Annotated in this window: 15 protein-coding genes; 3 read left to right on the top strand and 12 right to left on the bottom strand. The window is 31.5% G+C overall.

Features of this window, described 5'->3' with window-relative positions; all coding sequences use genetic code 11:
* Positions 1 to 58: 58 nt before the first annotated feature.
* The 8 genes from QW060_RS24025 to QW060_RS23990 form a co-directional block, all read right to left on the bottom strand.
* Positions 59 to 235 carry a histone H1 gene (locus tag QW060_RS24025; protein WP_090410428.1) on the bottom strand — a complete coding sequence of 59 codons (177 nt, stop codon included), beginning with the start codon at positions 233 to 235 and terminating at the stop codon, positions 59 to 61.
* A 242-nt stretch (positions 236 to 477) separates the two neighbouring features.
* A complete protein-coding gene (locus tag QW060_RS24020; RefSeq protein WP_125019421.1) occupies positions 478 to 1,275 on the bottom strand; it encodes a topoisomerase C-terminal repeat-containing protein in 798 nt (265 codons plus the stop codon).
* Between the two features lie 1,197 nt (positions 1,276 to 2,472).
* Entirely contained in the window at positions 2,473 to 3,627 is a 1,155-nt protein-coding gene (locus tag QW060_RS24015) for a hypothetical protein (RefSeq protein WP_290365222.1), read from the bottom strand.
* 147 nt (positions 3,628 to 3,774) lie between these two features.
* Positions 3,775 to 3,999: a hypothetical protein gene (locus tag QW060_RS24010; protein WP_090410431.1), complete on the bottom strand. Its 225-nt coding sequence runs from the start codon at positions 3,997 to 3,999 to the stop codon at positions 3,775 to 3,777.
* Entirely contained in the window at positions 3,983 to 4,261 is a 279-nt protein-coding gene (locus QW060_RS24005) for a hypothetical protein (RefSeq protein WP_090410432.1), read from the bottom strand. The genes QW060_RS24010 and QW060_RS24005 overlap by 17 nt, the downstream gene beginning before the upstream one ends.
* The gene (locus QW060_RS24000) at positions 4,254 to 4,853 is read right to left on the bottom strand and encodes a ParA family protein (RefSeq protein WP_090410433.1); all 600 of its coding nucleotides are present in this window, start codon (positions 4,851 to 4,853) and stop codon (positions 4,254 to 4,256) included. Before QW060_RS24000 ends, QW060_RS24005 begins: the two co-directional genes overlap by 8 nt.
* Before the next feature lie 429 nt (positions 4,854 to 5,282).
* On the bottom strand, positions 5,283 to 6,266 hold the full coding sequence (locus QW060_RS23995; protein WP_290365221.1) for a zincin-like metallopeptidase domain-containing protein: 984 nt from the start codon (positions 6,264 to 6,266) through the stop codon (positions 5,283 to 5,285).
* Between the two features lie 192 nt (positions 6,267 to 6,458).
* Positions 6,459 to 6,689 carry a hypothetical protein gene (locus QW060_RS23990; protein ID WP_290365220.1) on the bottom strand — a complete coding sequence of 77 codons (231 nt, stop codon included), beginning with the start codon at positions 6,687 to 6,689 and terminating at the stop codon, positions 6,459 to 6,461.
* A 486-nt stretch (positions 6,690 to 7,175) separates the two neighbouring features.
* Between QW060_RS23990 and QW060_RS23985 the strand changes: the two genes are divergently transcribed.
* From QW060_RS23985 to QW060_RS23975, 3 genes are read left to right on the top strand one after another with little or no spacing between them, the layout of a single operon-like run.
* Positions 7,176 to 7,886, top strand: coding sequence for a hypothetical protein (locus QW060_RS23985; RefSeq protein WP_290365219.1), 711 nt, complete (start codon positions 7,176 to 7,178; stop codon positions 7,884 to 7,886).
* Between the two features lie 43 nt (positions 7,887 to 7,929).
* Positions 7,930 to 8,067, top strand: a complete 138-nt coding sequence (locus QW060_RS23980; RefSeq protein ID WP_290365218.1) for a hypothetical protein — start codon at positions 7,930 to 7,932, stop codon at positions 8,065 to 8,067.
* Positions 8,057 to 8,347, top strand: coding sequence for a DUF262 domain-containing protein (locus QW060_RS23975; protein ID WP_290365217.1), 291 nt, complete (start codon positions 8,057 to 8,059; stop codon positions 8,345 to 8,347). The genes QW060_RS23980 and QW060_RS23975 overlap by 11 nt, the downstream gene beginning before the upstream one ends.
* Here QW060_RS23975 and QW060_RS23970 read toward each other — a convergent pair.
* The 4 genes from QW060_RS23970 to QW060_RS23955 form a co-directional block, all read right to left on the bottom strand.
* A complete protein-coding gene (locus tag QW060_RS23970) occupies positions 8,291 to 8,470 on the bottom strand; it encodes a hypothetical protein (RefSeq protein WP_290365216.1) in 180 nt (59 codons plus the stop codon). The two genes, QW060_RS23975 and QW060_RS23970, sit on opposite strands and share 57 nt — an antisense overlap.
* 207 nt (positions 8,471 to 8,677) lie before the next feature.
* On the bottom strand, positions 8,678 to 11,140 hold the full coding sequence (locus QW060_RS23965; protein WP_290365323.1) for a TonB-dependent receptor domain-containing protein: 2,463 nt from the start codon (positions 11,138 to 11,140) through the stop codon (positions 8,678 to 8,680).
* A gap of 340 nt (positions 11,141 to 11,480) precedes the next feature.
* On the bottom strand, positions 11,481 to 12,215 hold the full coding sequence (locus QW060_RS23960; protein WP_034751541.1) for a LytR/AlgR family response regulator transcription factor: 735 nt from the start codon (positions 12,213 to 12,215) through the stop codon (positions 11,481 to 11,483).
* Positions 12,205 to 13,278: a sensor histidine kinase gene (locus QW060_RS23955; protein ID WP_034751539.1), complete on the bottom strand. Its 1,074-nt coding sequence runs from the start codon at positions 13,276 to 13,278 to the stop codon at positions 12,205 to 12,207. Before QW060_RS23955 ends, QW060_RS23960 begins: the two co-directional genes overlap by 11 nt.
* Positions 13,279 to 13,306 lie beyond the last annotated feature (28 nt).

Genomic DNA, 13,306 nt, shown 5'->3' with positions numbered 1-13,306 from the left:
TATATATCGTACTATAATCAAAAAATAAAGCCGTATCTTAATGTATACGGCTTGTCTATTATTTTTTAGATTCCTCTAAAGATAACTTTCTAAATTCTTTTAAAAGTTTCTCTAAAGCTAAAGATGATTTTCTCGCTCTAGTTCCAGCAGCTTTATTTTCTTTTTCCATTTGTAATTGAGCATCTGAATTGAACGTTTCAAATTCTGCGTTCAATTGTTCTAAAAGTTCTTTCATTATAATACTATTTTATGCAAATATAGCATTTGAAACAGTAATAGGGAGGAACTTTACATTAATATTTTAATGCTTTAAAATTGAAAATTATCGTAATCATCTTAAAAAGAAGACTAAATTATAAAACAATATTTAAATATAAAGCTATATTTATATTTAAATATGTATATATTTTTTTATATGTATATTTATATATATTACTATACATATATATTTTTAAATAAATGATAACAAGTAAGTTATTATGACACTTTACATTTAAAATTTTCATCTAATGAAAGCCTTCCCTCAAAATTCTTATCTTTCCACCTAAAAGATTTAACATCAGTTTGATCTCCTCTAAGTAATATTTCTACATCAATAAAAGATAAATTATAGTCAAAAATAGATGGCCAAATTATAAAATCACATTTAATATCTGATAAGTAATTAGTACAACCAAAGAATTTTTCCATTTTTAATACAGTACCGCTACACTTCGGACAATCTCCTAAAGAGTAATCAAATTGCACTTGAAAAGTACTGTCATTTACAAAAAGTTTTGCTTGAAAATTAATTCCTTGTTTTGAAGTAAAATTTAAAAAAGGAGTGTAGTTGCCAGTAACTAATAACCTTACAATATCTTCAGTCATTACAGTTCCATTATAAGAACGGTAAATAAACATTCCACATTTTCGATTAAAATAATTTTCACATCCCCAGCCTTGCTTTGTTCTTAGAATTTCGCCATCACAATTAACACACTTAACATTATCTACAATTTGATTTCCAAACTTATAATTAATATAACCGTGTACTATTTTTAATGCAGCTTCAAATTTTTCACCTTTATCATCCACAAAATCTGAATAAATTTTTGTTTCGTAATTGTGAAGTAAGTCAAATAGCATTTCGGGAGTGATAATTTTTTTCGAATAAGATTTATAAATAAAAAAATTGCACAACTGCTTATTATTTTCAACGAAATTACATTGAAATTTATCCTCAAACTCTAAAAGCTCCCCTTTGTTGCAAATGGGGCATGTACCAACTCGTTTCATTCTATAAAATTAGCTATTATTTACAAAAATTCGCCGGGCACTGGTGAAAATATCGTCTTTCCTTTTCGGACTTTTTTATCAATAATGGGTAAATGATTAAAAAAATTCCTTTTAAAATGGGAATATGATTTTGAACGTTTCTTATTTTAATTTTAATATTAATTTTAATATTAATTTTAAGTAACCGTTTTTTTAAGGTATAAAACATTGTTTACTAATGTTTTACACTCTATACTTTATGCTTTTTTGGGTAGTGGAATCTCGAAGTTATGGGTAGTAGAATATCGATTGAATGGGTAGTGGAATCTCGATTTTTGGGTAGTGGAATCTCGAAATAAACTCACGTGGGTAGTGAAATGTCGATTTTTGGGTAGTGAAATCTCGATTATTTACCTTAAAAACTGACTCTAAAATCAAAAAAACCTCAATGGGTAGTGGAATCTCGAATATTAAAGGGAAAAAATGCATAAAATGTGGGTAGTGGAATCTCGAAATAAAGGAGAATAGTGATTTTTCATTGATTTTTGGGTAGTGGAATGTCGATTTTTAATTACTAACTTAATAAAGGTACGATAAATAAATAATTTATATTAGGATTAATAACACAAATATGTGCTTACTTGTCCAAATTACTCTTGTATAAACAAATGATAATTAATGCATTAATACCATATGGGTAGTGAAATGTCGAAAATATATTTAAACATAGTTTAAATATCAGTACATTTATATAACGATGGGTAATGGAATGTCGAAAATTAAAAGTTATGTTAGATATCGGACCTAACTAACTTCAACCACTATATAATTTATTTTTAATTAATTAAAGTTAAATGGGTAGTGGAATCTCGAAATAGTTATATAAGTAATAGTGATATATGAAAAGCTTAATATAGTGATGGGTAGTGAAATCTCGAATATAAAATTAGATTAATTAATTGCAACTACTGTGTGACTTGTAATAGTAATAAGTTACAAAAATCCTTCGTAAAGAAGGGTAGTGGAATCTCGAAATGTAATAAAAGAACCTTCTATATTAATTTCTTCGATTTATTTTTAAAATGGGTAGTGGAATGTCGAATATTAAAACAGATATTATAATCGAAACTACTATATACATTGAAATTTCGAATAAAATATTAGACCCTCACCTTAAATATGGGTAGTGGAATGTCGAAATATTAATAAAAAATGCTCCTACAACGGAGCATTAAATATTGGGTAACCTTTGGGAGATATTTGAGCATGCTTCGTTGCAGAATAAAGAGAAATAACTTCTTCTTGAATTTCATCTAACAATGCTGAAAAAGGAATATCAGTAACGAGAGGTTTAGTTTTATCCTTTCTTCTTGCAATATTATATCTCTTAACCACATTTTTATATGCATTACTAAAAAGAAATTTTGCGCCAAAATCTATGTCAAAGATTTTTTCTAAATGCTCTAACTCTTTTTGAGTAAAATTATGCCTTTTCTTAATATAAGAAAGTTTATACAATTTGAATTGATCATCTTGACTTGATAAATTTATAGATTCTGCTGCTGCACTTCCAATAGATTTAAGTTGATATCTCGTTATACCTATGTAATTTCCATTTACAGAGCTATTAAAAGAGAAAGAGGAGGATTTGTCTAACACTTTCTTAATCGGGTCTAAAAAGCCTTTTTTAAGCGTTCTTAAATCTTTGTAGTTAATTCCCCAGGTTCTATTCATATATTCTAAAGTAACCTTGGTTCCATCTTCTCTAAGAGTATTTAACCAGAGTGCAAATAGGAACTGTTTGTGAGATTTTACAGAATAGACTAAAGAATATAGAACGTAATTATAATTAGCTAAAGCTACTATCTTTTTAAACCAATAAGGATTAATATAAAAAGATACTTGCCCTTTATAAATGGTTGGATCAATAATTAATCCACCATAAAATTGTTTTTTTTCTACTTCCCCTTTTGAGTTATAAAACTTGACCGTATGCCATTCTTGTTTATAATTAACTAAAAATTGAAGTCCTTTTTTAGTTAACTCTAAATTTCTTGATTTAGAAATATCCGCAGTTCTCATTACTATTTTAGCATAAGATTCGTCGTCTTCTAAATATGTTTTCTTAAATAAATCCAATTGAAAACTCTCATCTGAAACTCCATATTGGAACTGTTTGTTTCGTAACGTATTTAAAATATTAATTATAATACGGTTCGCTTCAATTGGCATAGATTCTTTAACAACAAAATTGCCATTATCTTCATGAAAAAATAGATCTCGATAAAATTCATTAGAAATCTTAACCTTATCAGCAATCTTATTGCTGCTAAACGTTTCCTTTACCTTATTATCTTTTTCTTCCTGATTCATGACTTATAATTTTCTTTCTCGTTAAAGTGCTGTAATTTAATAATTATTTTAGTGACCAAATAAAATTTAATCGTATATTTGAAATACGAAAAGGAAAACAAAATTTATTTTGTTTTTCGAAAGAGGGGCTTCGGCTCCTCTTTTATTTTAGGGTCGGGTAGGGTTCTTACCGTTTAAATAATTAGCTACTTGTTGCTGACTTTCTTTTTCATAAACATTACAGAATAACCATTTGTTTTCTCCTGTAAAGTTTTCATCAAAATACTTAACCAGGCGTTTTACTCCAGCTGATCCTTGTACAGCACGATATTTAACCCAGTTACCATTTAATAGCTTTACGTTTACTACATATACTTTATTTGACTTTTCCATGATAACGCTTTAAGAATTCATTGTATTCTTCCTCATAAACGTTTACTAATGCAGTATTAATTAATTCTTTCACAGTCATTCCCTCAATCAATGATGCTTTATTTTTAAGAAATGTAATCATTTCACTCGGAACTTTTACATACAATCCTTTTTCAGACGTTGAAGGTTTCTGTACCGGCACCACTTTTTGTACTGGTGTTTCTACTTGTGTTTTTTTTACCTGATTAACTAATGCAGATAAATCTACTTTTTTATTAGCCATTACTTAAAAGTTTAATCATTAATTCTCTTGTCAAATTCTGAAGTTGATTACTCGCTTTGTGCTTTCCTTCAACTCCTTTGGTTACAATACTGTTGGTAATTGCATCATAGTCGTTGATTACTGTGTTAGCAATAGGAACATCCAACTCATTAAAATTCTCACTTAATCTATCTTTAAGTGATGAATTAGCTTTAATTCTATTAAAAACGATTAAAGATCGATCTACAGCATTATTATCTTTAATAATCTGTACAGTTTTATCAATAGCTAATAAATCATTAATACTCGCTTGCGTTGGTATTACAATTAAATCAGCTTGTTGTACCAATGAGTGTATTTCTTCGAATAGGTAAGGAGGTGTATCGATAATGATGAAATCGAAATCTTCATGCGGTATTTTATTAATTTTACGATCCACATCAATATACGTCAACTGGTCATTTAAGTCTTTTACTTGAAGTAAAGTACCTTGATAATCCCAATCAATTAAGCCAACCTTCGCATCTTGGTTAAGTAAATTTGCAACATTATAAGATAATGTACTTTTTCCAACACCACCTTTCTGATGAGTAAATAAAATGATCTTAGCCATAATTCATCTATTAATTTTCATCAAAAATAAATCAAAATATATTGATATACAAATATTTGTATAGTTAAATATTAATATATCTACATATAAATATATATTTATATATTATTATCGTTTATAAAACATATATTTTATAAACACTTAATAACAAATGGGTTAAGCACACTAATTTCTATCGTAAAAGAACAACTAAAAACTAATCCGATTAAAAGAGGATTTGTTTTGTGAATGCCTCCTTTAATTATTGCACAAAGGATTATCTTCCGAGTGTAAAGTATTAAAGGAGGTCGATAGAAATTTAACTTTGAAATAGGGTGGGTGGGTAAGAGAATTATTATAATACTAATGGATGGAGCGTCTGAATAAATCCAATCCGCCCCGAAGGGGCAAATTTTTACGCCCTTTATTATTTTAAAAGGCGTAAAAGGTTTATGATTTAAGGTAATTTATTGCTTTGTTCGCATAACCAAATGCTTCTTCTAAAATTTCATGTTTTTTCTCTTCCGCTGTATGCTTTAACCAACTTTTTAGATAGATAATTGAGTTAATAAACTGCTCCGAATAATTAAATTCTAACGAAAACAATAAAGAACCCAGTTCAGCAATTAACTCTTCAAAAGCATATTTGTTTCTGCCATCTTCAAAATTTTGGTCTAAACGGTTTAATCGGTCTTTGTGTCCTGTCCAATGAATAATTTCATGAAAAACAGTTGAATAATATGCATCCTTATTTTTGAAATACTGCGGTTTTGGTAAATGAATTTCATCTCTTCCTGGAATATAATACGCTTCGCCTTGTACTAAATGTTGTAATGATAAATTTTTGGTTTCAATTAAACCATTAATAAAATTTTCGGCACATTCGTCAAGCTCAATGAGTTCAACATCAGCAATAATTGGAAACTCACAATCATTTATATTTTCAACGTTATCCGTATGAAATACACGATAATACTTCATAAAGCTTTTTACCCGATATTGCTTTTGTTTGGTGCTATCTAAAGCCTTAAAATCAGCAAGTTGAATACGTTCTTCCGTTTCTTTATGTCTAATATCATAACTAAAGTATTGTATTGGTAATGACTTTGAACCTTTCTTAATTTTACCTTTTGATTTAGTAATTTGATTAAAAGTCGCATAATAGCAATTTGAACGCTTATTTATCAACATATCAAGTGCCAATATAAATTGGTTTAATCGTGTGTAAGATTGTAAAGAAAGTCTATTAGCAGGCATAAAAGATACATTTTCTTTTAAAAAATGTTGCCAATGTTTCTCTTCTACACTTTCCAGTTGTTCAATAATTGAACTAAAGAACAAATCGTTATAATTATTCTTTGTAGTTTGAGCTTGGCTCTTTTCTGTTGTTTTAAAGGTTCTTTTTGCTTGGGGAGTTTTTACATTTGTTTCCATAATAAAATAATATTTAATAGTTCTACAATTTTTATTAATCATTCTTCGTGAGTTGTCGCTTATGGCTTTTCTGTGCGAAATAGAACTATTGCCTACCGAACGATTTATAAAAGGAAAAATCCATTTGGCCGCTACAGAACTGAAGCTGACAAATGGATTCGACTGGTAAATATATTTAGGAGTGTCTGCGAGTTAGAAATACACGATAGATATCACCTTAAAATTGGCGTTATTTTTCCTAAAAATAATGACGATTTTAATGTGATATCTATTTTTGTAGTTCTTAAGAAGTAGAAACCTCAATAGATTTTTATAAAGCGGAATAGGCAATAATTTTGCAACAAGAAAACCATATATGGCGATCACTCCGAGTAGAATGATGTAAAAAGAGGAAGATCTTTTTTCAATATGTTGATGGAACAATAAAAACCAAGCAAAAAGAATAAATTAAAACATTAATTACTTTTCCTTTTAACTGGGATAAACACACTAATTTCTATCGTAAAATGAACGACTAAAAACTCAACCGATTTTAAGAGGTTGTGTTTTGTGAATTTATTGTTTAATTGTTTACAGCAAGGGGTTATTTCCCGGGTGTAAAGTATTAAACAGTTAGATAGAAATTTAACTTTGAAATAGGGTGGGTGGGATTATTATCATGTTCATTTATAAAAAATCAATATAATAAAAGAGCTTATCAACACCTAAATTTCCATATTCGTATTTTGTATATATTTTATTTAAAATCGCATTAAAATTTAAAATTAAAATACAAATTACGCACTATATCTTTTTATTATATCCCGTATTATACCTATGTTGATAAGAATAAACAAATAATTTCTTAAATAAATGTTATTGCGTATATTTGAGAGTTATGCGGCAGCTTAAAAGACGACACAGAGACGAATGACAGATAAAAGAAACATACAGACAATTGCACCATTTTTGGCTGACGACTTTGTTGACTTGGACGAACCAATCTTCAACACAGACACTTATTCAGCTTTTTTGGAGAACAACGCAAACCGACTTGGGACTTTTAAAAAGTATTTGATTTGCAAACTACACGACAGTTGGGTAATTGACGTGAATGATAATATTGATAAATTCAGCCTAATACTTAACGACTATTCAACTTACGTTTTTGCCGACAAAATAATTGAGAGATATAACTTGCCCATTGACTCTGACAACATTGCATTTCCGTTGACAATTGAGCTTACAGGAAAGCTAAAAGTTGAATTCAATAAAGTTGACGAAGATGGAAATCTTATTCAGATTAACCAGACACAATTAGACGAATATCTTTACGAGCAAGTAACACATATAGACAAAGAACAAATTGAAATCGTTTTTCACTTTTGGAAATCAAACCTAAAAGACGACAAGCCAGGAGAAAGAATAATTGTAATAGTTTCTGCAAATAATTTGACTTTAACAGAAAATCAAGACCAATCTTGGACAGAAATTTTTGGCGACAAGTTTGACGAACTTTATAAGTATTTTAAGGAGCAATTTGACAGTGACAGATATGTTTCTGACCAAAACGAATGCGAGAAACTAATTGATGAATTTGAACAAAATCAACTGACGAATGAAAGAAAGCCGACCGCATAACACGGGTTTTGCGTCAGGCGGGATGACGTGAAAACTTGGAGCTTTGTGCTTCTATTTAAGTTCAGTGCTGGTTGACAGTTTTGTGCTCCGAAACCCGCCCGAACGCAAAGCCCGAAAACGTTATGGGCAACCCCACTACCGAGCAACCCGACATTCGATTTTAAAACACAATGGAGAATAAACCGAAAATAATAAAAGTAAGAGAGTTGCTTACAAATGACTCTCTACAAATTCCAAGTTACCAACGTCCTTACAAATGGACAACAAAAAATGTCAATCAACTTATTGACGACATTTTAATACACAAAGAAAAATCAGAATACCGTTTGGGAACGCTTGTAGTTCACAATCACGACAATATTTCTGACATTGTTGACGGACAACAACGAACAATTACATTGACGTTAATTACAACAAATGTTCTTAAATCCTCTTTTCTGAACATATTCCTTTACTTCTGAAAGACAGTTAACAATCAGGTGTATAATTGTCTCTGATCTTAATAAAAGACAATCGATTTCAATCTCCTGTTCCTGAATTGCAGCTTCCAACTTACGATATGTCTCATTGTAAAATTTATCCATTAAATAACCCTTTTTGTGATGTAATCTGATATAATTAATCCTTTGCTTTTAAAAATTTTGATATGAGCGTAAGACTTGCCATGAATTTCTTTCCATGAGTCTGCTTATCTTTTACAAAAAAACAACAATCTGGCTACTGTCGTAATTACGGACAATAAATTTCAGTCTCCTATTATCAAGCATTATCTATTCAGCAAGATCTCTGTTTTACATTCCATTACCCATTTGGATTCCCTGATTAGACTCTCCCTGCTTCTGATCGTCATTTTTAATACCTCTTTCTTTTTTAGCCTTTCCTTTCGTATCCACCTTACCAAAATTATAGCTAAAGGTCAACCCAAAAGAGCGGAATGGGAGTGTCATATTATTTGTCTGTGTATAATCAGGAGTGAATACCTCGCTTTTGAAATGGGTGTTTTCCCAGAATGGATTTGTAATATTTAATCCAATACTAGCGGTTTTGTCCCATAGTTCTTTTTTCACACCTACGGTCCACATACTCATGGAAGGGGAAGTACCCTGGAATGTACGTCTCGGTGAATTGAGCATGACAAATGTCTCTGCTATTAAATCATTGCTGATCTTGTAGCTCCCGTTTACAAAAGCCCGATACATAAAATGTAACTTGTCAACCTGCGTACTCATTTCCTCATTAAAGGGGTTTCCTTTTGCTTCATAGGTAAACAAACTGATATTGCTTCTTAGCGTTAAATTTCTAATGGGTGAAAAAGACAAAAACAAATTTGTTCCAAAAGATTCATTGGTGCCGATATTATCAAAAGTAGTCAATGAAATCTGCTGTCCAGGGGTGCTAAGACTATCTATCTGATTCAAGCTTTCGATAACGTCGTTGGTCCTGCGATAAAATACAGAAGCATTAAAAACCGTCCCCTTTTTAAATGTTGAATAACCCAACTCAACGTTGTGGGAAAGCTCAGGCTTAAGCTCTGGATTTCCTTGTCTCTGAACAATAGGGTCTGCCGTATTTCTAAATGGATTTAAATAAAACAAGCTTGGTCTTTGAATACGTTGGTTGTAACTCAGTTTTAAACTAGACATCCTTCCAAGCTTTTTCGATATCACCGCAGTGGGTAATATATTTGTATAGTCATTTTTAAAGGCTTCAAAACCACCTATTGCATCGCCATTAAGTTTTGTGTGTTCCATTCGAACACCTGCTTTTACCTCATATTTTTCTGCAAACTCAAAACCATATGATAAATACCCAGCTACTACGTCTTGGTTGTAGTTAAAGTCATAAGAGCGATCATCCGAAATATGAAAACTGCCGTCTGTTCCTTCTTGAATCAAAGATGAGCTTGTAATATCCCGAAGTATGGTTTTAACTCCCATTTCCAATGTTGTACTACCAAGAGGTTGTACGTAATCTGCTTGAAGTGTAAATTCATCATTTATTCCTTTATTTTCTCCGATTTCGTCAAGACGACCTCCTGTTTCATAAATCGTTTTGTAATCGGTAATACTGTTGCTTCTGGAAAACTGACCTGACAATGTTAATTCCTGCTTAGGATTTGCAAATTTCCTGGTGTAATCTGCTGACCAGTCAAAGCCGTCAGACGCAGTTTTTTGATCTCTATTGGACAATAATGAAGAATTACTATTATTTGGCAAGAAGAACGTTGAGTTGGTGTTTCCATCCATATTCATTTCAAATCCGTTTACTGAAAATGTGGTAGTAAATAGATCTTTATCGGTCAGGTCATAATCTATACCGATAGACCCGCGAAGTCCAGATCGAGTAGTCTTTTGGTCACTGAACTGCCTCAATACAGGGTCTCCACCAATTGTAAATTGTTCGAAATCATTGGTAACCGTTTGAGGCCACATATAATTGCCTCCTACATTGGCGACAACGCTAAATTTTCCTTTTCTAGCATTAAAGTTTGCATTTCCATTATTGTGTCTGGTTCCAAGACCTCCAGAAATAGAACCGTTAACTCCGCCAATATCTTTCTTTTTGGTAATGATGTTAATAATACCAGAAGTCCCTTCTGCATCATATTTAGCCGAGGGACTAGTAATAACCTCTACGCTTTTTATTTGATCCGCAGGAATGGTCTTTAAGGCATCGCCAACATTATTAGCCATCATACCAGATGGCTTTCCGTTGATCAAGATTCTGACATTTTGATCTCCACGCATCGAAACATTACCATCTATATCCACTGAAAGCATGGGGACTTTACGTAAAACATCTGTCGCATTGCCACCTGCAGAAGTTACGTCACGCTCAGCATTGAAAACCAATCGGTCAATTTTGTTTTCGATTATAGGTCGTTCGCCAGTAATTACAATCTCATCAAGCACGTTTGTGTTGATGCTCATCAATATTGTTCCCAAATTGTTGTCACCAGGCTTTAATGTGTAGTTTGAAAACACTTTTGGAATGTACCCTATAAAATCAATTGTAATATTGTATGTCCCCGGTTCTAAGTTTTCCAAAGAAAATTTTCCTTTCTCATCAGCAATAGTACCGGTTAATTTTTTAGCATCAGTAATCGGATGTACGGAAATGGTGGAATAATAAATTCCTTCTTTACTTATTGAATCTACCACGGTTCCTTTTATTATAGCTTTAGGGCTTTGAGCCCATACACTATGAGTAAGAGTTGTAAATAAAATTAGTGTAATAAATTGTTTTAATTTCATATAGATCTATATTTCGTTTTGCAAACTAAGCCTTTAGGGCATATTGTTTTTTTATGCCACAAACTTCCGAAAGCCTGTGTTCGCTCACAAAAATTATAGACGAAGGAGCCACTTTTGATCGTGAACTAGTATTATACTGCCTTATATAATTTGAGTAGATGAAAAAAAGAGAGGTATCATCCAAAAAAAGGATAATCTGTAAGAACAAAACATTGAAAACTACATTTTTTTCTAACAATTCTGAGTGAAAAATAAATTATTGAGGTAAGTCTGAAACCGACAAATACCTGGCAGTAAATTGATTAATTTCTTTGATTTTTATCTTTAATATAGACTTTGGTTACTTAATCCATAGATCCACAAATTGGTCATATTTATCTTTATAGGTAGCACCTACTGGGATTATTTTATCCCCGATTTTAACGCTGTTTTTTAAAAGTGCATCCACACGGGCAAAAGAAATAATATAGGAACGATGAATTCGGAGAAATCCACTTTTGGTGAGTTTCTCTTCCAACTTTTTTAAGCTCATCAACGAAAGCATAGGTTTAGCACCATTGACCAGATGAATTCTGATATAATCCTTGAGTCCCTCAATATATAAAATACTATTGATTTCCAATCGAATAACCTGTGAATCAACCTTTATAAATATAAATTGTTGGTTATCATATGATACAATATCAGCAGACTCGTTTCCTTGTTCGATTCGTTTTCTTACTTTTGAAATTGAAGTTATAAAATCTTCATAATCAAACGGTTTAAGTACGTAGTCAATAGCATCCACGCGATATCCTTCTAATGCAAATTCACTGTAAGCTGTCGTAAAGATGATAAACGGTTTATGCTTACTGGCATCTGCTGCCAAAACCCTTGCAAGTTCCATACCGGTAAGATCTGCCATTTGAATGTCGAGCAGTAGTAATTGAACAGGATTGGATTGAATATAATTAAGAGCATCGATCGCATTGTCAAATTCAGCAACAAGTTCCAGAAAAGGTGTTTGTCTGACAAAGGAGCTAATCATATTCAATGCTAAGGGCTCGTCATCTACGGTTATACATCTAATTTTCATTTAAATCAATTTTAAGTTGCACCTCAAAGCCATCAACCTTATTTATTGCCAAGGAATACCTGCCAGGATAAATTAGTTCCAGCCGTCTTTCCGTATTCTGTATTCCGATACCATGGTTTTGATCATCATCCAACTTGTTGTCCACGATTTTTTCAAAAACTTTATTCTTTGTATAGAACACCAATGATTGATCTTTTTCTGTAATCCTAATGGTAATCGGACTATGTGTCTGTGTGCTGATGCCATATTTGAATGCGTTTTCTATAAAAGGCAAAAACAGCATCGAAGCAATTTTTTGATCAGGAGAGACGATATCCACCGAAAAATCAATTGAAACCTTCTGGGCAGATCGCATTTTCATCAATTCCAAATAATTGGAAATAAACTCTATTTCTGATGCAATAGTAGAAGATTGATTGGATGTGTTATATAAAACGTGCCGCATTATTTTCCCTAATTTTTTAAGAGCATTTCTAGATTGGTCAACATCTGTATAGGTCAAAGCATTTACCGTGTTGAGACTGTTAAAGAAGAAATGAGGGTTAATTTGTGATTTTAAAAACGAAAGCTCCATTTCTATCTTGTCTTTTTCTACTTGTAGGCGTTTATTCTTCTCATCTTGCCATTTTTTAATCAATATGCCAATAATATTGACACCAAGCACCAATATTTCAATCAAGAAAATATAGAAAAATACGGATAAATTGCCATGTCCCTGTTTTTTTTGGGTATTATGTAACCCAGCTATTTTTCTTATTTCCTCCGAAACATTGAGCAACTCATCCAACTTACTGAGAATTATAATAATCAATACACACGAAAGAAATAAAGTGAGATAGTATTGAAAATATTTTCTTTGGAAGAGTAATTTAGGTGCCAACCATTTTGTATTGAAATAAGTAAGTCCCAGCATCAAAATGAAAAAGAAAAATTGATTGACCCAATAAACAAAAGGCAATGCGATCCCATAAGAATGCGGAATCATAAGAAACAGTAATACTGCTAAGAGGGTTATACCCACTAAGGTTGTAACTGTATTTTGATTTCTTGTTATGATTTTCATAGGATGCTAAATTCCATTTTCTATTAAA

This window comes from Paenimyroides ceti (genome assembly GCF_030409925.1).
Note: the sequence above shows the minus strand (reverse complement) of the source record. Positions and strands in the feature narration are given on the sequence as shown.